General features: G+C 40.2%; 18 protein-coding genes. 2 read left to right on the top strand and 16 right to left on the bottom strand.

Features of this window, described 5'->3' with window-relative positions:
- From IJ535_RS02945 to IJ535_RS02925, 5 genes are all read right to left on the bottom strand, one after another.
- Positions 1-4,000 (bottom strand): LamG-like jellyroll fold domain-containing protein (locus IJ535_RS02945; protein ID WP_294298649.1); only part of this gene is annotated, 4,000 nt, incomplete at its 3' end.
- A gap of 37 nt (positions 4,001-4,037) precedes the next feature.
- Positions 4,038-4,859, bottom strand: a complete 822-nt coding sequence (locus IJ535_RS02940) for a carbohydrate ABC transporter permease (protein ID WP_294298647.1) — start codon at positions 4,857-4,859, stop codon at positions 4,038-4,040.
- Between the two features lie 14 nt (positions 4,860-4,873).
- A complete protein-coding gene (locus tag IJ535_RS02935) occupies positions 4,874-5,767 on the bottom strand; it encodes a carbohydrate ABC transporter permease (RefSeq protein WP_294298644.1) in 894 nt (297 codons plus the stop codon).
- A 150-nt stretch (positions 5,768-5,917) separates the two neighbouring features.
- Positions 5,918-7,237: an ABC transporter substrate-binding protein gene (locus IJ535_RS02930; RefSeq protein ID WP_294298642.1), complete on the bottom strand. Its 1,320-nt coding sequence runs from the start codon at positions 7,235-7,237 to the stop codon at positions 5,918-5,920.
- Between the two features lie 110 nt (positions 7,238-7,347).
- Positions 7,348-9,549: an alpha-galactosidase gene (locus tag IJ535_RS02925; protein WP_294298638.1), complete on the bottom strand. Its 2,202-nt coding sequence runs from the start codon at positions 9,547-9,549 to the stop codon at positions 7,348-7,350.
- A gap of 115 nt (positions 9,550-9,664) precedes the next feature.
- Here IJ535_RS02925 and IJ535_RS02920 point away from each other — a divergent pair, with 115 nt between their 5' ends.
- Positions 9,665-10,498: an AraC family transcriptional regulator gene (locus IJ535_RS02920; protein ID WP_294298635.1), complete on the top strand. Its 834-nt coding sequence runs from the start codon at positions 9,665-9,667 to the stop codon at positions 10,496-10,498.
- A 135-nt stretch (positions 10,499-10,633) separates the two neighbouring features.
- On the opposite strand, the gene IJ535_RS02915 is transcribed toward IJ535_RS02920, so the two are convergent.
- Complete coding sequence (locus tag IJ535_RS02915; protein WP_294298633.1) at positions 10,634-12,052, bottom strand: amino acid permease; 1,419 nt, start codon at positions 12,050-12,052, stop codon at positions 10,634-10,636.
- Positions 12,053-12,314: 262 nt separating this feature from the next.
- Between IJ535_RS02915 and IJ535_RS02910 the strand changes: the two genes are divergently transcribed.
- A complete protein-coding gene (locus IJ535_RS02910; RefSeq protein ID WP_294298630.1) occupies positions 12,315-13,085 on the top strand; it encodes a histidinol-phosphatase in 771 nt (256 codons plus the stop codon).
- 26 nt (positions 13,086-13,111) lie between these two features.
- Here the strand turns inward: IJ535_RS02910 and rbr are convergent, their stop codons facing one another.
- The 10 genes from rbr to IJ535_RS02860 all read right to left on the bottom strand — a co-directional run bounded on the left by rbr (position 13,112) and on the right by IJ535_RS02860 (position 20,603).
- The gene (gene rbr, locus IJ535_RS02905; protein WP_294298628.1) at positions 13,112-13,654 is read right to left on the bottom strand and encodes a rubrerythrin; all 543 of its coding nucleotides are present in this window, start codon (positions 13,652-13,654) and stop codon (positions 13,112-13,114) included.
- Between the two features lie 58 nt (positions 13,655-13,712).
- Positions 13,713-15,665, bottom strand: a complete 1,953-nt coding sequence (locus tag IJ535_RS02900) for an ATP-dependent helicase (RefSeq protein WP_294298651.1) — start codon at positions 15,663-15,665, stop codon at positions 13,713-13,715.
- Position 15,666: 1 nt separating this feature from the next.
- Complete coding sequence (locus IJ535_RS02895; protein WP_294298625.1) at positions 15,667-16,386, bottom strand: LiaF transmembrane domain-containing protein; 720 nt, start codon at positions 16,384-16,386, stop codon at positions 15,667-15,669.
- On the bottom strand, positions 16,383-16,844 hold the full coding sequence (locus tag IJ535_RS02890) for a LytTR family DNA-binding domain-containing protein (protein WP_294298622.1): 462 nt from the start codon (positions 16,842-16,844) through the stop codon (positions 16,383-16,385). The genes IJ535_RS02895 and IJ535_RS02890 overlap by 4 nt, the downstream gene beginning before the upstream one ends.
- Before the next feature lie 157 nt (positions 16,845-17,001).
- Positions 17,002-17,208 carry a hypothetical protein gene (locus tag IJ535_RS02885; RefSeq protein WP_294298619.1) on the bottom strand — a complete coding sequence of 69 codons (207 nt, stop codon included), beginning with the start codon at positions 17,206-17,208 and terminating at the stop codon, positions 17,002-17,004.
- 96 nt (positions 17,209-17,304) lie between these two features.
- Complete coding sequence (gene ybaK, locus IJ535_RS02880; protein WP_294298616.1) at positions 17,305-17,778, bottom strand: Cys-tRNA(Pro) deacylase; 474 nt, start codon at positions 17,776-17,778, stop codon at positions 17,305-17,307.
- A gap of 9 nt (positions 17,779-17,787) precedes the next feature.
- A complete protein-coding gene (locus tag IJ535_RS02875) occupies positions 17,788-18,309 on the bottom strand; it encodes a hypothetical protein (protein ID WP_294298614.1) in 522 nt (173 codons plus the stop codon).
- 4 nt (positions 18,310-18,313) lie between these two features.
- Positions 18,314-18,736, bottom strand: a complete 423-nt coding sequence (locus tag IJ535_RS02870; RefSeq protein ID WP_294298612.1) for a DUF4430 domain-containing protein — start codon at positions 18,734-18,736, stop codon at positions 18,314-18,316.
- A 59-nt stretch (positions 18,737-18,795) separates the two neighbouring features.
- Complete coding sequence (locus IJ535_RS02865; protein WP_294298610.1) at positions 18,796-20,124, bottom strand: S41 family peptidase; 1,329 nt, start codon at positions 20,122-20,124, stop codon at positions 18,796-18,798.
- 203 nt (positions 20,125-20,327) lie between these two features.
- A complete protein-coding gene (locus tag IJ535_RS02860) occupies positions 20,328-20,603 on the bottom strand; it encodes a hypothetical protein (protein WP_294298609.1) in 276 nt (91 codons plus the stop codon).
- Positions 20,604-20,649 lie beyond the last annotated feature (46 nt).

The following is a 20,649-nucleotide window of genomic DNA, read 5'->3' as shown; positions in this document are numbered from 1 at the left end:
TCTTAGGAGCTACAGAAGCTGTGGCATTATTCTTGCCTGCTTGAGCTGATGTAGAACCTGATACTGCTGGGCCTGCTGCTGGAACGCTGGCTTCGTCGATTGTCTTTGTGCCACTGCTTGCCTGACTGCTTCCATTAGATGAAGAGCTGCTTCCACCATTTCCGCCAGATGGCTGGCTTGGCTGTGATGGGTTGCTTGGCTTAGATGGCTGTGGATTCTCAGGCTTAGGTTCCTCAGGCTCTGCTGTCTTAGATACCTGAACAAACTCAAACTTATCCAGATTTGGTGTGTAGTTAACACAAGTGTTTACACCATTTACACCATTCTTGTGATGACGATAATCATTGTTGTAAATCTTGATTACGTTCTTGCCAGCCTTTAGGTCAAGAGCTACACACTGACTTCTAAATGAATCCACACTATATGTATTTCTAAAGTATACTGTCTTTTCATCCTTACCATTTACATCTAATGTGATGAATCTATCAATCATCTGAGCATTGTAAGCGTGGCTTCCGAATAGCTCTTTGTTTGACTGATATACAACAAGCTCATACTTGCCAGCACTTGGAGCATTGTACTCAATCTCAAGTGCGTTCTTGCCATCCTTTGATGCAAGGATTTCATTTACGAATTTTCCTCCTGAAGCTGCTGGATTTTCTGCTACTGTTACATCACCAATAAGCTTGCAATCCTCAGCTTCAATAGCTGTAATATTTTTGTTATCAACCTTTTCGATTGTAAGGTTATCTACAGCAAGTGCTGCACTAGTTGAATCAAGGTCGATGATGTTAATACCTCTCTCAAGGAATACATCTGTAGTAACTGTATTCCATTCGCTACCAGTTGCTCCAGCCTTAAGAGTATCAACCTTTCTATCTAATGTCTTGTTAGAGTTGTTTACATATACGCCGATTTCTGCAGCGTCGCTTCCATTGTATTTAACTGAAAGCTTGTAGGTTCCGTTTTCCTTTGCAAATGTGATAAAGCGGATTCCACCACCATCCTTCACTGATGTATCAAGTCCTACTGCATAGCCTGCACCTGTATAGCCATTTACATCATTTGCTGTACGTACTGTTGTTGCTGTCTGGCTGCCAAGGATGTTGTAATCGCTAAGCTCTGCTTCGTAAGTCTTTACATTCTTGTCATTGTAAAGTGCGTTTTCATCACCAATAAATGTAAGATATACGCAGTCGATTGATGCTTTGCCTTCGCTATCTGTACCGCTTACAGAAATATCATGTGCGCCCTTTGTAAGATATACATATTCTGTGTGCAAGCCTGACATGTAGAAGGTAAGAGTATTCTGAAGATACATATCTGTCTTGTACTCACCATCTACAAATAGCTTCTGAATAGCATTCTTTGGGTCATTTGCTGCTGTGTTGTAGGTGTTGTTGCCTGTACCAGCACCATAAACCATGTCAAATCTATAATAGCCATCCTCTGGAACATCTACCTTAAATGTAGCCTTTGCGCTTTCGCTATCAAGTCCCTGTGCCTGACCAATGCCTGAGCATGCAAAGCTTTGATTCTTTCCAGCTTCTCTTGCGCCGCCTGTAAGCTCTGCTTCCTCGCCTTCGTAGGTCTTCTTCCAAGGTCCGTTTTCTACAACACCAACTTCGGCATCAGCATCAGCTGGTGTGATTGTAAGATTGTAAGCTGCTGCCGCAACTAATTCGTCCATCTTAATCTGGCAGCTTCCGTCCTCACCTACTTCAAACACTTCCTTCTTCATATATGTAGGAGCTACTGCTGCACCGTTAATACCTGTCCAATCAGTACATTCAAATTTAACTTCAATCTTGTCACCGAAAATGCTCTTATCGATATTGTTAAGATTCAATACAGCATTCTCTGCGCCACCGAAGATTACGTTTGAAGATTTCTTGTTGCTGTCTACTGATGCAACCCCATAGAACTGTGTCTGTGGAAGGCCAGATACATCGATGTTTACTGTCTCACCTGAAAGCTCACCATACCATTTGTACAACCACCATGCACCATTTGGCTCGTTGTTGTCTGCTGCTAAATCGCTAAGGTTGTTAGAGATGTGCCAGTATGCAAGACAAGCTGTAACCTTTTCATCCTCGAAAAGACCAATCCATCTTGCAAGAGCACCTGGTACTCCAAGATGTGTGAAATCTGCATACTCGTTGATAACAATTTCTCTTGGCTCTGTGATAAGCCCTGGTTCAAGCCAGTATTTCTTTTCAAGGTCTCTATAGTGAACTACATTATTATGGAAGTTATTGTACAAATCGTTGTTAAGTACATGCCATGAAATCTGATAAGGTATGCAATCATTCTCAGCGCAGAACTGCATGTAGGTTTCTAGCTGTCTAGCCTGATAACAGCAGAAGTTTGGACCTGCCACCTTGGCATCCTTGTCGATTTCCTTTACAGCCTTATAAGCCTTGAGCCAAGCTGCGTCAAATTTTGACATATCATTGCTCCAGATTTCATTGAACCAGTTTCCTTCTGGCTCGTTGAAAAGTACGTATACTGCCACATCGCTAAGGCCAACTTCCTTTGTCTGCTTAACCATAGTCTGAAGCTTTTCGCAATATTCATCCATTCCTTCATATTCGTATGGCCAGTTTGCATAGATATCTGGGCATGCGATCTGGATGGAATCACCACCTGCCTCTAAGAAGGTGTCTGCCATGATAAGCACATCACCGTTTGGATGCTGTAAGCCCTCTGCTGGCTTCTGCTCGCACATGTATGGCTTGATAGCAGTCTGGAGATTTACGCTAGGAACGTTATCCTCGCCTACTCCATAAAGATATCCTGTTGCACCGTGCTTTACAGGGCCTGTCTTTGCACTCATATCGATATCAAGTGTGCCACGTGATACAGGCTTTTTCATTTCTGGGAATGAGCTGTACAATTCCTTAACTTGGTCTTCTGTTAATGCCACATCATAAAACTCTACATCATCCATGTAGCCCTTAAAATCATTATCTGATGTGTAATATGATTTACCAAGAGATGCGTATTTTAAAGTCTTAAGATATTCTGAATCAAGTAGCTTTGGTAGCACATCCACCACCTTTTTAGTGTTATCAGCGCCATCTGTGAAACCTAAGCTCTTACCGTTTAAATAAACCTTGTATTCATCCTCTTTAAATGTAACTGTAAGATACTGCCAAGCATCTCTTGTAAGCTGCTTATCAAATTTAACCTTTGTCTTTACATCTGTGCTTTCGTTTGGCTTGCCTACATATAATGTCATATCGTAAGCGCCGCCACCTGCTGCAAATGCAAAATCAGGATCATTCCACCAGTTTGCACCTGAATTGGTTGCGCCGATTGGAGCGTTGCTTGCGTCAAATAGCTTAGAATAGTTCTGCGCATCAGATGTTGGATTTACCCAAAGGGACATGGTGAATTCCCCATTTTCACTTTCAGCAATCTTTGCAAATAAATCCTCTGGCAAATCCATCGAGCCTTTTCCAGGAAGATATAAAACACTGCTGTCCTTTTGCTCATCCTTTACAATCTTTGCATCATCACGAAGCTTGTCCTTTACTGAATCCTCATCTTCAAAATTGTATGAGTATACTGGACTTGGGGTTTCGTCTTTCTCCTCTTTTAGCTTCTTCTTTTTCTTTTTGTCTTTGTCCTCTTTATCTTCATCTTCCTCAGAATCTTCATCTTCAGATTCCTCATCTAAATCTTCATCAGATTCTTCGGTGTCTTCTTTAGCTTCCTTTGACTCGTCTACTTTAGACTCATCCTTCTTTTCTTCTTTTTTAGATGCCTCCTCAGTCTTTTCCTCAGATTTTTCCTCGGTTTTTTCTTCTGACTTTTCTTCTGGTGCCTCTTTAACTTCTTCTCCAGTAGCCCCCTTCGCTACTTCTTCACCCTCAATTGTCTGCTCTTTGGCTTCCTTCACATCATCCACAGCCGCTGCTTGTACTGGCACCCCTGTTGCCACTACCTGCGTCGCAAGCGCAAGAGCAAGAGTCCTTTTAACCCACTTGTTTTTCATCACAACCTCCTCAATTATTATTCTCCTAAATAATCTTTTATAATTTTCCTCCAGATGTGGCTATACCTTCTATGAATTGCTTCTGGAAAATCACATAGATTACTATCATTGGCAGGCAGGCGATGAGAGCTGCTGCCATTAGCTCAGGGTAGTTGGATGAGAACTGTCCCTGCATCTTTGATAGTGCGCTTGCCAGTGTGGTCTTGTTTGTATCAGGGCATACAATCATTGGCCACATCAAATCCTTATATGCAAATACCGCTGTGAAAATTCCCAGGGCAACCATTGATGATTTTGTAAGAGGCGCCATGATAAATAAGAATGTCTGGCCGATGTTGCAGCCGTCTAATCTGGCAGCCTCCTCCAGCTCCTTAGGTAATCCCAAGTAAGCCTGTCTAAGCAAGAATGTTCCAAAAGCTGATACCATACCAGGGAACAGAAGGCCCAGTAGCGAATTGGTCCAGCCCAGCTTACTTACCATTACATACTGTGGAATAATGAAAATCTGTGATGGTATCATCATCTGAAACAATACCAACGCAAACATCAAATCTCTGCCTTTGAACTGAAGTCTTGCAAATGCATAGCCTGCGATTGTAGATGTAAGAACAGCGCAAAGCACGCGCAAGGCTATCATTGCAATTGTGTTAAAGTACAATCTTCCAAAATTGACGTTGTGGACTACCTTAACAAAGTTGTCTACCCTCCAATGTGATGGGAAGATTACGAATGGGTCCATCTGAGTTGATTCACCCACAGTCTTAAATGCTGTAAGCACCATCCATGCAAATGGAACCAGCATAATAAACGACATTATTACAAGAACTATATATATGATTACTTTGTTTTTATTTCTCATTTCATTCACCCCTTTTAGTTATAATGAACCCACTTCTTTTGGCCTATCATCTGTAGTACTGTAAAGAACATTATTACTACAAGAAGTACCACAACTACTGTGGCGCCATAGCCCTTATTGCTCTGTGTGAATGAATATTTGTAGAACAAGCAAACCAGTGACTGAGTCTTCATCAGGGCTGGATTGTTGTTGTCAATAACCATGTAGATAACATCGAATACCTGCATTGCTGCAATTACTCTTGTAACCAGCACGAAAAAGATGGTTGGTGATATAAGAGGAATTGTAAGGCTGAAAAACTGCTGTACACCTGTTGCCCCGTCAATTGCTGCCGCCTCGTAGTAATCCCTTGGTACCTCCTGAAGTCCTGCTAAAAACAGAACCATGTTGTAACCGATGATTGACCAGATACCGATGATTGCAATTGAATAGATTGCGATTTTAGGATTTGAAATCCAGTTTGTCTTGCCTGGTAATATATGATTCAAAAGGCCAAACTCAGAATTATATAGCCATCTCCAAACCATTGCGATAGCTGCTGGTGCTGCTACCATAGGAAGGAAAAAGATAGTTCTGAATGTAATCTTACACTTTATTTTTCCATTTAAAAATACTGCTAATACAAGTGATATGATTATAGAAATTGGAACCTCTACTACTGCGTATTTAAGAGTGTTCCACAATGCCTGCCAAACCTCTGTGTCTGCAAAAACCTTTGCATAGTTGGCTCCGCCTACAAAGATATTTCCTTTTCCAAAATCTCCTGTTTTGAAAAAGCTCTGATATATTGTTTGAAAAATCGGAATGATGTTAAGAACGATTAGACCTACCATAGTTGGCAGTATAAAAAGCCATCCCCAGATGAATTCACTTTTCTGGCGATTTGTTATTTTCTTTTTGTTTCCCATAACATTATGTCTCCTGCTGTAGAAAAATAATCATCCTGTTACGGTCACAAGCATGATATTCTTAGGCTCAAGTGATTTTTCGCCCAAGAAATATCACAGCTTGTTACCTACAGGATGAACCTATATTTGATATGAAGAAGAAGAAAAAAGTTACTCCTCGCTGAGAGTCTGATTCATGCTGTCGCAGATTTCTTTGCAAACAGTTTCAACATCCTTGTCACCTGTCCAGGCTTCCTTAAGCTTCTCTGTCTGCATATCCTCCCAAACTGTTGTGTACTTAGAATATGGTCTGAATACTAAATCTGCATCAAGCATCTTCATGTGACCGTTAAGATCAAATACGTCTGTGCAGTTTACCCAAAGGTCTGAGCAGCCTTCATAAGCTGACATTGTAACGCCAAGCTCTGCCTGCTTTTCCTGCATCTCCTTGCTACCAAGCCATTCGATAAGTGACCATGCAGCATCTGGATTCTTTGTGCTTGCTGAAGCAGCCCAACCTAAACCATTGTAGATAGATACTCTCTTGCCTGTCTTTGCATCCTTAGGAAGAACTGCAACATCACAGTTTGCTGCTGTGTATTCGTTATCCTTGAATGCTGCTACCATCCATGAGCCCTGAGTTACCATAGCAACCTTGCCTGACTCGAAGAGTACATCTGCACCTGATTCAGAGATTGTGTTAAGATCTGGACAAGAGCCATCCTGAACCATATCTACAAACATCTTGATTGCCTTAACTGTGTTTGGATTGTCATAGCCTGATGACTTCTTATCATCGCTGATGATTTCTCCGCCCATAGAATATACTGCATTGTAGAATGAATCCTGGTTGTTAGATGGAGCAATTGCATATCCCCAATGATCATCATTTGTAAGCTTTGCTGCTGCATCTACAAAATCATCCCATGTCCATGTGTCGTCTGGATAAGCAACACCCATCTCATCAAAGATTGTCTTGTTGTACCAAAGTGCGATTGTATCAATATCCTTTGGAACTGCGTACTGCTTACCGTTTGACTGGTACAGATTTACGATACCTTCATAGTAGTTGCCCATGTCAATCTTATCGCTACCTGCAATCTTATCTGTTAAATCCATGAGCATATCGTTTTCCATGTATTTCTGTGCCTGATTTGAATGCATCCAGAATACATCAGGTAATTCTCCACCAGAAGCACCTGCCTCTAGAAGTGTCCAATAATCATCCCAGCCAACTACCTGGATAGTAGCTTTTACCCCAGACTGAGCTGACCACTCATCAATGATTTCCTGTAATCCCTTTCTCTGGTTTTCGTCCCAGATTGAAACAGTAAGCTCTCCTTCAACGCTTCCCTTCATTGCCTCTGTTTCTGTAGCAGTAGAATCCGCTGTCTCCTCTGTCGATGTGCTATCTGCAGCACCGCCGCAAGCTACCATCGAAAGTGCCATTACTGAACTCAGTAATAAGCTTGTTAATTTCTTTGCCTTCATGCTAAAACCTCCCTCTATTTTTATTAGCCTCTCTGAAGATAATTTCATCTTAACGTCCTTTAGGATGTGTTTGTATGGATTTCTTTTTCCTAAAGATGTCAATTTGTGACTTATGCTTCTAACACATATATTCTTGAAGAATGATCTCCATCGCTTTCAAACCAGAATTTGTTCTTCTCACTCATGGAAATTCCAGCTTCCATTAAATAGTCACCATACATCTGAGCTTTGCCATTGATTGTATACTGGTAATCAGGATTAAGGCCTGCAAGCTTCACCTTTTCGATACCCATATTAGGCACATTTTCCTTCTTATATGTGGTAAGGATTGCCTTTTTCTTATCATCAGATACAACCATCCATGATGCGATGTTATGGTCAAATGGAGACTGCAATCTGTATACTGTTCCATACTGGAAAAGCTCACGGTTCTCCTTCATAAACTCAATCTGCTTCTTTACTTCTTCAAAATCTTCATCACTGATTTCGTTCAAATCTAATTCGTAACCAAAGGTTCCAAAGTAAGCGATGTTGGCTCTGTCATTAATCTTCATACTTCTGCCTGTCTGTAGGTTAGGTGATGCAGATACGTGAGAACCCATAGATGCAATTGGATAGCCAAAGCTTGTGCCATACTGAATCTTTACACGCTCGTATCCATCTGTATCATCTGATGTCCATGCCTGAGGTGCATAGTAAAGCATACCTGCATCAAATCTAGCGCCACCACTTGCACATGATTCAAACAGAATATTAGGGAATGCTTCCTTTAATCTTTCGTAAAGGCTGTATACTCCTAAGATGTATTTGTGATAGATTGTTCCCTGCTCCTTAGCATCATGATTTTGGCTAAAGCATTCTGTAATAGAGCGGTTCATATCCCATTTGATATAATCGATACTTGCTGTAGATATGACCTTATATAGCTGATCGTAAAGATTGTCCACTACCTCTGGCTTTGAATAATCCAGCACCATCTGGTGACGGCCTAAGGTTCTCTTTCTATTTGGAGCAGCCAGTACCCAATCCGGATGTGCCCTGTACATATCAGAATCCTCATTTGTCATTTCTGGCTCAATCCAAAGACCAAACTTTAGACCCATATCATTAATCTTCTTAGACAATCCTGTGATTCCCTCTGGCAGCTTATCCGTATTTACTACCCAGTCTCCAAGTCCTGCGTGGTCATCATTTCTGGCACCGAACCAGCCATCATCAAGGACGAAAAGTTCTACTCCAGCCTCCTTGCCCTTTCTTGCAATGTTAAGAATTTTCTCCTCAGTAAAATCCATCTCAGTTGCTTCCCAATTGTTAAGAAGGATTGGTCTTGGCTTGTTCTTATAACAGCTTCTAACCAGATTATTGTTCATCAGCTTGTGAAGATTCTGGCTTAAATCATTTAATCCATCCTTTGTGTATGTGATAATTACTTCTGGTGTATCAAAGCACTCCTGTGGAGCCAATGGCCAGCTAAACCACTTAGGATTGATTCCCATACTAAATCTGATTTTTCCAAAGGTATCAGCCTGAGCCCTTGCCACAAAATTGCCGCTGTACACAAGGCTAAATCCCATTGCCTCTCCCTTAAACTCATCTGTGTTTTTCTTCTTAAGTGTTATGAAAGGATTATAGTTAGCACTAGAATGACCTCTCATGCTTTCTATCTCTGTTATTCCATGGGAAATGTCTCTTGTGATTGGACTTCGCTCCCTGCCCCATGCTCCCTCAAAATGCATCCACTCATAATCAATATCTGGAATATCCAAGTTGCAACTTAGAGCTCTTTCAAGCTTGAACTCTTTAGAGCCAATATTCTTGATTCTGGTGTGTCGGCAGATAACAGGATAATCCCGGAAAATGGTGTAGTACAATGTAGCTTCAATTCCTGCCACTTCATCCTTTGCTATAATTTCAAGAGTCTGCGCCTCATCATCTATATTTGTATATGTAGCTGGCAGGCCTGGTATTCCCTCTTTGCTATCGTATATACGATAATTGTCGTAAACAAGATTTGTAACTCTGGAACCATTTTCCTGTAACACCTCGTATGCAGGGTCTCTAAAATCCCCATTGCCAAAGGCTGGATATTCTAGCAGAGCCAACTCCTTAGTGTAGTTTTCTTCTTCCTTAACATTGCAGCAAAGTGGTCTAAGGCCAGCTGATTGATAATCAAGAACTACCTGATTTTCATTTATTCTTTTTCCAAAATAAAGTTGTCCAATCTCACCATCTAAGCATATTCCGATTACATAGCTTATCTTTGAATTAAATAGATGAAACTGTTTTTCCTTTTCATTAAATTTTATGCCCATTTTGTCTCCTCGCTTCTTTCATTTTTGCTATAATCATTATATTGACATCACCTTTTTATGTTGATGTCGTAATTTTATATATTCATGTCACTTTGTGACATTGTAGGAGAATGTTATGAATGTAAACGGGGTAGATAAAGTTCGATTCGTCGATATGACCAGTTCTAATGATTTCTATTTATTTGAGGTAGGTTGGTACAAATGTGAGCCTTCCTATAGCTATGGCCCAATCATCAGAACACGCACTATCTTTCATTATGTTATGTCTGGAAAAGGTTATTTGATTCTAGATGGGAAAAGATATGATATCCATGCTAACCAGGGATTTCTGATTCCTGCCAAATGTACCGCTTATTACGAAGCCGATAAAGATGACCCATGGTCATATGCTTGGATTCATGTGGATGGTCCTAGAAGCACCGAGCTTTTTGCCAGCGCAGGTATTACCGCAGAAAATCCTGTGTTTACCCCAGATGGGGATGCCAGTGAGATTGAAGTATTCATTTCTGATATTTATGATAACTCTGACAAGGAATGTTACTGCTATAGTAAGGTTTATGAATTCTTCAATTGCTTAAACACTAAATCCGTTAATAAACAACCTGAAGTAGAGATTGACCCAAGACTTAATTATGTTAAAAGTGCAATTAGATATATTCAGCTGAAATATTCAGAGCCTATTAATGTAGAAGATATTGCAAGAGCCTGCGGGCTGAACCGCAGTTACCTTACACGTGTTTTCAAGCACGCCACGGGATACACCCCGCAGCTATATCTTGCCACCTACAGAATAAAAAAAGCCTCGGAATTGTTATGTAATACATCTGAATCCATCAATAATATTGCTATTATGGTTGGATACTGCGATGCATTTACATTTTCCAAGGCCTTTAAAAGATATAAGGATATGTCACCAAGTGAATATAGAAAGCAGCATGGTTCTGTTTAGTAGTTAACAAAAAACCTCTAGTTACACTAACAAGCATTATGAATTCTACGCTTCGCATGGAAAGCTACGCTTAAGAATTATAATAGCTTGTTAGCTACTAGAGGTTTAATTATTATCTCACAATATTAATATTGTTTACTTACCAGACTTCTCTCTCTTAGCAATCATAGGTAAGATTACGCCAAGTGCTGCAAGTACGATTGGTGTAAGGATGTTGAGGAATGTGTTGAATAAATCGCCCTCTACATACATACCAAGTAAGCAGCTAGCTGCTGTTACGAAGAAGCACCAGCAACCTGCGAAGATTGCTACAGCCTGATTCTTAACGAACTTGTACTCAGGATTGAACTTCTCACCAGCCTTACGAAGCATGATGTATGCGAAGAATACCCAAAGGTAACGAAGTGGCATACATACTGAGTTAAGCTTTGTAAGCTGCTTAAGAACTACTGCTGCACCAGGAACGAATGACTGGATAAGGATGATTGCACCTGAAAGAACTGCTACCATCTTGATACCATTTACATAAGCGCCTGCATCGTTCTTCTTAAGAAGCTTAGAAGGGATGAACTCTCTAGCATCCTCGTTATCAAGAAGCATACGAAGTGGTGCATCGATTGAAATAACAAGTGTTGAAAGCTGACCGATTGCATTGCAAAGTGCATAGATAATCATGATAGCGTTACCAACATGATAGTACTCACCAAGCTTCTGGAATGCCCAGTATGAACCATTTGAATTGTAAGCATCAAAGTTTGCATTAACATCAGCTGGATCAAACATCATACCCATAGCGATTGTACCAAGGATAGCACAAACCATAACCATAACTGCAAGTGAAATCATTGCCTTAGGGAATCCCTTTGAAGGGTTCTCTACCTTGTTAACGTATGGAGAAATCTTCTCACATCCACCTACTGCGAATACAAGGATTGAAAGTGATGTAAAGTACTTAACATTGAATGATGGAATAAGTGTCTGTCTTGTAAATTCCATTGACACATAATCTGCATGTGGATTGATTGCAGGTGCTGCAAACATCATAAGGATGTAAAGAATAGACATTACAAACATAGATGTACCAGCGATAGTTGCAAGCTTCTTAAGTGGGTTAAGACCACGTGAAGCAACATAGCAGAATACAAGTAAAATGATAAATGTTACAAGCTGAACTGCAAGTGTTGGGAAGCTATCGTATGTTTCACCATTTCTGAATACTGCCCAGCTAAGAGCCTTTAAGCCACCTGATGACTTAGAAGCGATATAAGTGATGTGGCATGCCCAGTATGTCCATCCTGCATAATAAGCTGCCTTTGCTCCTGTTGTTCCAAAAATCCATGAGCTGACACCACCACCTGATGTCTTGAATGCTGAACCAAGCTCACCTACCATAAGTGCGTATGGAACAAAGTAAAGTGCAAACATGAGAATCCAGCTGAAAATACTCTGGATACCGTTAAAGTAAATAAAACCATTTAAGACATTACCAAAGCCCCAAACGGTAGAAAATGCCATAAAGGCAAGTGTGGACCATTTGATACGTTTAGAATCCATTTTATACTTCCTCCCTCTATTTTTCGTATCGGTCGTCTAATTTATAGGCTTTGCCTACTAGACTTTAGCACTGTAAACTTTTACACCGTACAGTGACGAAGGCTATTATACTACATTTTTCTCTAAAAGTTAAATCGAAAATAAAATATTCTGAACATTAAATATTTTTTCTGTCTGCTGTCTTTTTTTATCCACTTTTCTCTGAGCAAATGCAAACTTTTCATTATTGTGCTATTATTTAGGATATTTGGAGGATTTCATAATGTTAGCTAATTACCATTCACACACAGTTAGGTGCAATCACGCCAGCGGCACAGAACGAGAGTATATAGAAGCAGCAATCACCGCAGGCTTTAAAATCTACGGAGTTTCAGACCATGTGCCTCAGCCATATCCTGATGATTATGAATCTCACATTCGTATGAAAATGTCTGAAGTTGAAAACTACACTTCCACATTGGTAAAGCTTAGGGACGAATATAAGGATGATATTCAGATTTTGATTGGATACGAGGTAGAATATACTCACAAATATTTCGACAAGCTTCTTAAGCATCTGCGCCAGTTCCCACTTGATTACATCATTCAGGGACAGCATTTCGCCCCAGATGAAATAACAGGCTTTTACTCAGGTGCCATGACAGATGAGGAGCAGCATCTCATCGATTACGCTGCCCTTACCATAGAAGGCATGCAGACAGGCTACTTCTCATATCTGGCTCACCCGGATTTAATTAACTATGTAGGTGACGATAATGTATTCCAGATGCACATGCGCCCTGTAATCCAGACCGCCATCGATATGAACATTCCTCTGGAAGTAAATATGTTAGGCTTTGCCACAGGCAGAAACTATCCTTGCGACAGATTCTTTAGCCTGGCTTCAAAGATGGGTGCAAAATTTGTAATCGGCTGTGACGCCCACGCTCCAAAGGATGTAATGCAGCCTGAAAGCCTACCTGGATTTGTAGACTTCCTCAATAGAAACAATATTGAATATGGCGATAACGTAATAGAGCTAAGACCTGTATAGGCCTTAGCTCTTTGTTAATTCTTGTATTAATAATTTTCTTCTCTTACCTCAAAGTAAGACTGAGGATGTTTACAAACCGGGCATACTGCTGGAGCTTCTACTCCCACTACTATATGACCACAGTTGCGGCACTCCCACATTGTTACACCACTCTTTTTGAATACTTCCATGGCTTCCACATTCTGCAAAAGCTTACGGTATCTTTCTTCATGAGCCTTTTCGATGGCTGCAACACCTCTAAACTGTGCTGCTAATTCTGGAAAGCCTTCTTCCTCTGCTTCCTTAGCCATTCTATCATACATATCAGTCCACTCTGCATTCTCGCCTTCTGCTGCATGCAAAAGATTAGCAGGAGTATCGCCAACTTCTCCTAAAGCCTTGAACCATAGCTTAGCATGCTCTTTTTCATTGTCAGCTGTCTTAAGGAATAAGGCTGCAATCTGCTCATAGCCTGCTTTCTTAGCTACAGAGGCGAAATAAGTGTACTTATTTCTTGCCATTGACTCGCCGGCGAAAGCCTCCCAAAGATTCTTTTCTGTCTTGGTTCCTGCATACTTGTTTTCTGCCATAATAATCCTCCTTCTACAATACATTGCCAGTTAACATCATAATAACATATTATGAGTATTATTTCTGTGAATTTCTCATCATTCTTTGTAGATAAGAGGTAGCCTGGGTGGCCGAGTAGGTATTGGCCGGCTTGCTTTCTAGCATTTCTTCTAGAATAGCTTGTTTATTTGACAGCTCCTTTAAAAAGGCTGATGGTCTGTCCTTGTATTTAAATATTGTCAGATGTTCCTTGGCTCTGGTCATTCCTACGTAAAAGATTCTGCGCTCCTCCTCGTAATCCTTCTTCTCCTGAGGAGTTGCCTTGGTGTGCTGACGTAAAACCTTGTTAGGGAACACGCCGTTTAATACATCTATAAGCATTACTGAATCGTACTCCAATCCCTTGCTGGAATGGATGGTAGATAGGATGAATTTAGTGCCTGGGTCATTCTTCTTTTCCATAAGCAGCTGTCTTAATACGGACAGGCGATTAAGGAAGGATGGAATATCCTTTTCCTGCTTTGCAAGCTGCTTTAATATGAAGATTTTGTTGGTATCGATGTTGTTGGCCCCAAGGTAATCGCCGTACCCCATAAAGTTTTCAATTCGATTAATGGCTTTGTATGGATTCTCATTTGCCATGTTTTTGAAATGAGTTCTTAATGAGCGGCAGTTTCCCAGCACGTGCGGGTTCATATCCACAAGCTCTGCTGCATCCAATATTCCGCTGTGATTTGCTTCCGCCAGCTCACACATTTCGATTGCATCTGTCTTTTTGATATAAGCCTGAAATTTGAAATATATCTTCATAAAAAGTTCAGCATCCATTGGAACGAAGGCAAATCTCAACATATTTACTATATCTAATACCACGCGATTGCTGAAAAAGGTCAGGTCAGCGCTTTTAATGTTGTAAGGGACATTGTTTCGCTCTAACAAATCCACCAGTGGAAGTACGCTTTCGTTATCTCTATATAACACCGCTGTCCTTGTAGCCGGATTTTCAGCCACCTTCATAAGATAGCTGTACTGATTCTCCCTTGCTATTGATACGAAATTAATCTCGCTTTCAGCTGATTTGGTGGCACAGATATGCTTTGCATGACGCTCCTTATTGTGCTGGATAAAAATATCTGCAGCCTCTACTATCCTTGCATTGGAGCGATAGTTTTTGTCCATCACCAACACCTTTGCTCCTGTATGCTCCTTCTCAAAATTTAGAAGGGCATCTGGGTAGGCTGCTCTAAAGCCGTAAATACTTTGGTCCTCATCGCCTACCATGAAAAGATTACCCTTTGCCCCTGCAAGCAAGGAGATTATCATATGCTGAATCTTCGATGTATCCTGGGCTTCATCTACGCAAATATATCTGTAAATTTCCTGAAAATGCTTTAGTGTAACCTGGGAACCCTTAAGGATTTTGTAGGCATATATCATCTGGTCATCATAATCCATCATGCTTTGCTCTTTTAGCTTGGCATTATACAATTCGTATATACGATATAAATCTATATCATTATCCTTCCCAATCTTTTTAATCTCGTCAGGTGTAAGATACATGTTTTTGCAATAGGTAATCAGAGTGCGAAGCCCTTTGATATCGCTTTCTGTTGGATAATCCTTTTCTACATTCAGGTAGATGTTTGTAAGAAGCTGTCCTGTATATTTATCGTCGCTACACAATTCGAAGGAAGTCTTGCCAATCATCCTACCGTAGTAGGCGATTATCTTGGCGCAGATTCCATTGATGGTTCTAAATTCCAGTCTGCCTGAAAGCTCCTCCCCAAAGATGTGTGTAAACCTGGCTGCCATATCCTTGGTGGCTGCCACTGTGTATGTAAGGGTAAGGATGTTTTCAGGGGCAATGCCCTTGCAGTAAATCATGTAGCCTAGCCTGTTTACCAGCACTGTGGTTTTACCACTTCCCGGCACAGCAAGAAGCAGCACAGGCCCTGCTACTGTCTGTACTGCTTCTAATTGTTGCTCATTTAATTGTTTGGTATATCTATCTAAAAACTCTAATTCTGTCATATTACTCAAAATAAAAATCTATCTGTCCCATTCCGTTATCTACATTAGCTATCACAAGTGGCTGGGTCTCATCCTGGTTGCATTCACCATGCATATTGATTTTGCCCATTCCGTTGTCACAGTTAAAACGGACTCTAAACTCCTTTGGAAAATATACTGAAAGGCTTCCCATACCATTATCTATATCAAGCTGTGCACCAGATGCATCTACAGTACTGCCTGAAAGATATACAGTGAGAGAACCCAAGGCATTGTCGATGTCGCCCTTTTTCAGGTTCTGTATCTTAACATACTGAGTACGTTGTCCTAAGTTGTTGTCTACACTAAAATTGCCGTCTTCTTCCCAGTATTCTGCATTACCAACGCCTTCCACTGAAGCCTTGTGACCATTATTGATTACGGTAATCTTTGGCTTCTTGCCAATTATTAGATTTAAACCAATTCCAATCAATAAGAATGAGCCTATAATTAATAGAAAATTAACATCCTTAAGACCAAGTTCATTTTGGTAAACACAGGCGCCACAGCCTAATACGAAAAATATGCTAATAATATTTCTCTCGATGATTGTTTCTACTAAAACCACCAATAATAACAAGCTTACAGCTATTCTAGCAAGTGGCATATCGGCGAATCTATCGCTGTTTCCAATCAAACAACATACCCCAAATGCAATAATAGCCAAACCTCTTAATATTGATTTAATCTTATAATCCTTCATTTTTTCAACCTCTTTTCATCCATGATCTCTATCAACGCTTTAATATAGTTCCTTGATGCATAAGCCTGCTTAGTGCAATTCCTAAAGGAAATCTCACTAGCTCCCGTAATGTTCTTTTTGATGGAAGATATCAAATCCGTATTTACGATAGTGGATTTGGATACCCTAATAAAATCTCTTGGGAGTATTTCTTCAAGCTCATATAGTTTTTGTCTAATCCTGTAGATTGATTTAGCAGTATGAATGGCTATGTAATTACCATCGCTTTCTAAGAAAACAATTGATTTCACATCCACGTAATACTCTGTATCATCTATGTATGCTGAAATCCTTTGTGGCCCCGCTTGCCGCTTACTTAACAGACGCTGCAGCTCTAGTATCTCATCTGTTAACTCCCGGCAGTGGATAGTAATTTCATCCTGCTGTAAAGAATCATCTACGTCAATATTTATCTTCATAACTATTGGCGCCTCCTATGATTATATTCTACATAACTTTCTACAGTGCGCAAGATTTTGGGATAAGAGGTAATTATTTTGCTGTTACAGGTTAAAAATGGAGCAGATAACCTGCTCCATAAGATTTTACATTTCTATTATTCTATTTGCAATTGATTTAGATTGCATATTTTAAATCATCCTTAAGCTTAAGGAATTCTGCCTCAACCTGCTCGAAATCCTCTTCAATATAAGTATATCTAAAAGCATCCTCGAGGTATGCTAAATCTTCATTCTGTAATTCCTTAGCTTCTCTTCTTAACTGTATTAAGCTGATAAATTCGATTCCATATAATACGATTGCTGCTACAACTACAACTGCCATTTTTTCATACCTCCTATGAACTGTATTTGTTTAACTGTTGAGTACAGTATAAAGGATGGTATGTCACACTACAGGCACACTAGTAGCACACTTGTGTCACACTAAATCAGCTGGTTTAATATTTGCTACTTTTATTAAATCTGCAGGGGATAACTCTATCTGAAAGCCCACCTTGCCAGCGCTTACAAACACTTTATCATAGCCTGTTGCTGTCTCATGAATAAATGTTGGAAACTGCTTCTTCATTCCTATTGGCGAGCAACCACCATGAACATAGCCTGTAAGTCCAAGCAAATCCTTCTGCTTAATCATGGCAATGGATTTTTCACCAGCGGCCTTTGCAGCCTTCTTAAGATCAAGCTCCTCTACCACTGGCACTACAAATACATAGTAGGCTCCAGTCTTTCCCTGGGTAACAAGTGTCTTGAAAACCTTCTCTGCCGGTTCCCCAAGCACTCCTGCAATCTCTTCACCAGTCATAGTTGCATCAGGCTCGTATGAATGGCTCTCGTATGAAATCTTTTTTGCGTCAAGGACACGCATTACATTTGTTTTATCATTGTTCTTCATATCAATCTATCATCCTTTACAATTTCTCTTCATCACGTTACCTATAGGGTAATAAAGAACCAGCATCAACGCAAAATTGCCTCCACAGTGAACCATATCCCACATGATTCCGGAAATCCACCATGGGAAGGCTGTGTTAAATCCGCCTATGATGCCACCATCTCTCATACCTATGAAAAAATATGTAATGGAACACAGTAGCCCAAAGCATAGCCCGAATATTCCTGCAAAGATTGCCCAAAACAGCGCTGAATCTACCTTTCTGAAAAGATATGCTAAAAGCACTAGCAGCGGCCAGATGTAAAGATACATCACCCACCAGGTGTTTACGCCGTACATCATGCCCTCTACAAGAATCAGCACCGGCACAATCACTGCTACCTTCCTGCCAAACTGCCTTGTAAACATAATCAGCCAAAAGGTTGTCAGCTCAATATTAGGCGCAAAGCTAAGTGCCACCTTGCAGGCCTCGATTATAGCTACCATCAACCCAATGACTGCTATATCCTTTGTAGTAATTCTTTTTTGCATCTAACTAGTTTGCCTTCTCATAAGTCCATGTGTATGTGTCACCATCTGTTACAGGCTGCTGGTTAGCACTGTACTGACCATATTCGCCATTTACATAAAGTGCCCAGTAAGCATTATCCTCTGCATAGATTGCCTGCTCACCGTTAACAACCTCTACCATGATACCATAATCACCGTCTGTTCCGCTGTAAGAGAAGCTATCATCACTTTCGGCAAGCTCATCCATGGCATCCTTTAAATACTCAGCATCTGTATCAACATCGTAAGATGTAGTAGTGCCTGTGCTATCTACCACTTCAATAACTACACTCTTGCTTCCTGCTGTTGGCTTTGCCACAAACACATTATAGCAAATTGCAAATGCTGCAATTAATACAGCTAAAATCACTCCACCTATTATTATCTTCTTTGAATTATTCTTTTCCATTGTATTCCTCCATGTTGTCTTTTATTAATGTTGCGGTCATATTATATACAATCTATCAGCTAGTTACAAATCATATCCTTAGTAACTGTTAGGGCATCCCTTGGGTCGCATGGCACATCTGGTTCAATAGGCTGACCTGATTTTGTCTCATCTATTCTATACCATCTCTTAAAAGAAACTCTAAGATTAAGGCTTGAATTTGGAGTTACAAATGTAAGCACATCGCCATAACTGTCAGGCATATTTCCCGAAGCTTCTCCCACTATAGTTCCCAGGTCATTGTCTGCCACATACATTGCAAAATCCATAGCAGCGCTGTAGGTATTAACATCTGTCAGCACATACAGATTGCCACTGAATGCATCTGGCCTTTTGTCCACTGGGTTATAGCTTGCATCATACTTCTTTAAATAGATTCCATATCTAATAGCACATGCCCAGGTGTTATATCCGTCAATATCAAGATGGCTTAAAAATTCATCTGCCACATAAGAATGTCCACCACCGTTATTTCGTAAGTCCACAATAATGTTTTCTATCTTGTTTTCTTTCACCTCTTTAAAAAACTGGTTTACCGTACTTATATAATAGTCATCATAATTACACTCTTTTAGAGTGAATATGGCTAAGCTGTTGTCTTTATCAATTTCGTAATCTACCCATTGTTCATCTCTTTCCTGTGAGATTCCCTTGACTTGCTCATAGGGCACCATACTGTAGTGATAATCCTTGTTGCCTTCCTCGGTAGCAAAGGTAAATGTAACCCCATCTGTTGTATCTACTCCCAGCAGCTTAAGATACGCTTCATTTTGGATAATATCTATAAAAATCCCTCTAGCATACTCATCACCCTCGTAGGAAAACAATCCCATAAAATCCTTTAACAGCTGGTCTGACGGGTTGCCATTTATCTCTACTGGAACTCCGTACTTCTCTACCTGGGTCACATCATCTATGTAACAATTGCTATCTGATTTATACAGCACCCCTGTATGGCCATCATGTAGCTTATTAATAATCCCTGACAAAATGTACCATTCATCCAGTGTTGTGTAGCTATCAGTGCCATCCTCCTGCAGCTTCTGGCGTTCATTCTTATAGGCCTCTTCCACAGCCTGTACTTTTGCATTATCTTTCTCAAGCCAGGCTGGATGATGGCTACGGATAGTCTTAATAGTATAATCCATGTCTTTGAGCACCTGCTTTTCTGTAAGTGTAGCATCTAATGGCAGCGGCTCCACATGTTTATCCGTTGTTCCTCTATAAGGATTGAATACCAGTTGGTATATTAGGAACCATAGGATTAGTATTGCTGCGACTATTATTGGGATTATTAGTAGTTTCTTGTACTTATGCATGTTTGGTAATCTCGTTGGTTTGTTTAGCATTGTATTCTCCCTTTTTTATGAATGGTTAGTCAGGGTTTATTATACATTATTATAAATATGTAGACAATTAGTGGGTGATAAGAAGACTCCTGGGAGTATATGGAGCTTGAATGGGCTTTGAAAAGTATGACTTTTGTAAATAGAACAACAAAAAACCTCTTTAAACAATTTAAAGAGGTCTTTTTTCACAATCAGTTATAATATCAATAAGGCCATGTAAAGGCAATGTTTTTGAGGGAACACAAGCCTTTTGCCATATCAGTTGTATAGTAAAAAACTTCTCTGTCGGCTATAACCTTCACATCATACACTTTAGCCACCGATGTTTTACTTACACTAGAATATTGGATTTCACCTTCTGTATAGCCAAGGCTATCCAACACCATTCTAAGTGCTTTTTCCTCAGTGATTCTATTTGCTATATTTGTAAATATTGTTTTAAATGGTGTCAAAGTATTAGTGAAACGGTTTTCCTTCACGATTATTCCTCCTCATCTAAATCCAATCAATTGTTCATTTTCGATG

It is taken from the genome of Pseudobutyrivibrio sp. (assembly GCF_017471675.1).
In the GTDB taxonomy this organism is placed as follows: domain Bacteria; phylum Bacillota; class Clostridia; order Lachnospirales; family Lachnospiraceae; genus Pseudobutyrivibrio.
The sequence above is the reverse complement of the archived record's forward strand: the minus strand, read 5'-3'. Positions and strand labels throughout refer to the sequence as shown.

Coding starts and splice junctions, on each gene's coding strand:
- IJ535_RS02865 (WP_294298610.1), bottom strand. CDS start 20,124: ATGCTAAACAAACCAACGAGATTACCAAACATGCATAAGTACAAGAAA.
- IJ535_RS02910 (WP_294298630.1), top strand. CDS start 12,315: ATGTTAGCTAATTACCATTCACACACAGTTAGGTGCAATCACGCCAGC.
- rbr (WP_294298628.1), bottom strand. CDS start 13,654: ATGGCAGAAAACAAGTATGCAGGAACCAAGACAGAAAAGAATCTTTGG.
- IJ535_RS02935 (WP_294298644.1), bottom strand. CDS start 5,767: ATGGGAAACAAAAAGAAAATAACAAATCGCCAGAAAAGTGAATTCATC.
- IJ535_RS02900 (WP_294298651.1), bottom strand. CDS start 15,665: ATGACAGAATTAGAGTTTTTAGATAGATATACCAAACAATTAAATGAG.
- IJ535_RS02890 (WP_294298622.1), bottom strand. CDS start 16,844: ATGAAGATAAATATTGACGTAGATGATTCTTTACAGCAGGATGAAATT.
- IJ535_RS02885 (WP_294298619.1), bottom strand. CDS start 17,208: ATGGCAGTTGTAGTTGTAGCAGCAATCGTATTATATGGAATCGAATTT.
- IJ535_RS02875 (WP_294298614.1), bottom strand. CDS start 18,309: ATGCAAAAAAGAATTACTACAAAGGATATAGCAGTCATTGGGTTGATG.
- IJ535_RS02930 (WP_294298642.1), bottom strand. CDS start 7,237: ATGAAGGCAAAGAAATTAACAAGCTTATTACTGAGTTCAGTAATGGCA.
- ybaK (WP_294298616.1), bottom strand. CDS start 17,778: ATGAAGAACAATGATAAAACAAATGTAATGCGTGTCCTTGACGCAAAA.
- IJ535_RS02895 (WP_294298625.1), bottom strand. CDS start 16,386: ATGAAGGATTATAAGATTAAATCAATATTAAGAGGTTTGGCTATTATT.
- IJ535_RS02940 (WP_294298647.1), bottom strand. CDS start 4,859: ATGAGAAATAAAAACAAAGTAATCATATATATAGTTCTTGTAATAATG.
- IJ535_RS02925 (WP_294298638.1), bottom strand. CDS start 9,549: ATGGGCATAAAATTTAATGAAAAGGAAAAACAGTTTCATCTATTTAAT.
- IJ535_RS02870 (WP_294298612.1), bottom strand. CDS start 18,736: ATGGAAAAGAATAATTCAAAGAAGATAATAATAGGTGGAGTGATTTTA.
- IJ535_RS02915 (WP_294298633.1), bottom strand. CDS start 12,052: ATGGATTCTAAACGTATCAAATGGTCCACACTTGCCTTTATGGCATTT.
- IJ535_RS02920 (WP_294298635.1), top strand. CDS start 9,665: ATGAATGTAAACGGGGTAGATAAAGTTCGATTCGTCGATATGACCAGT.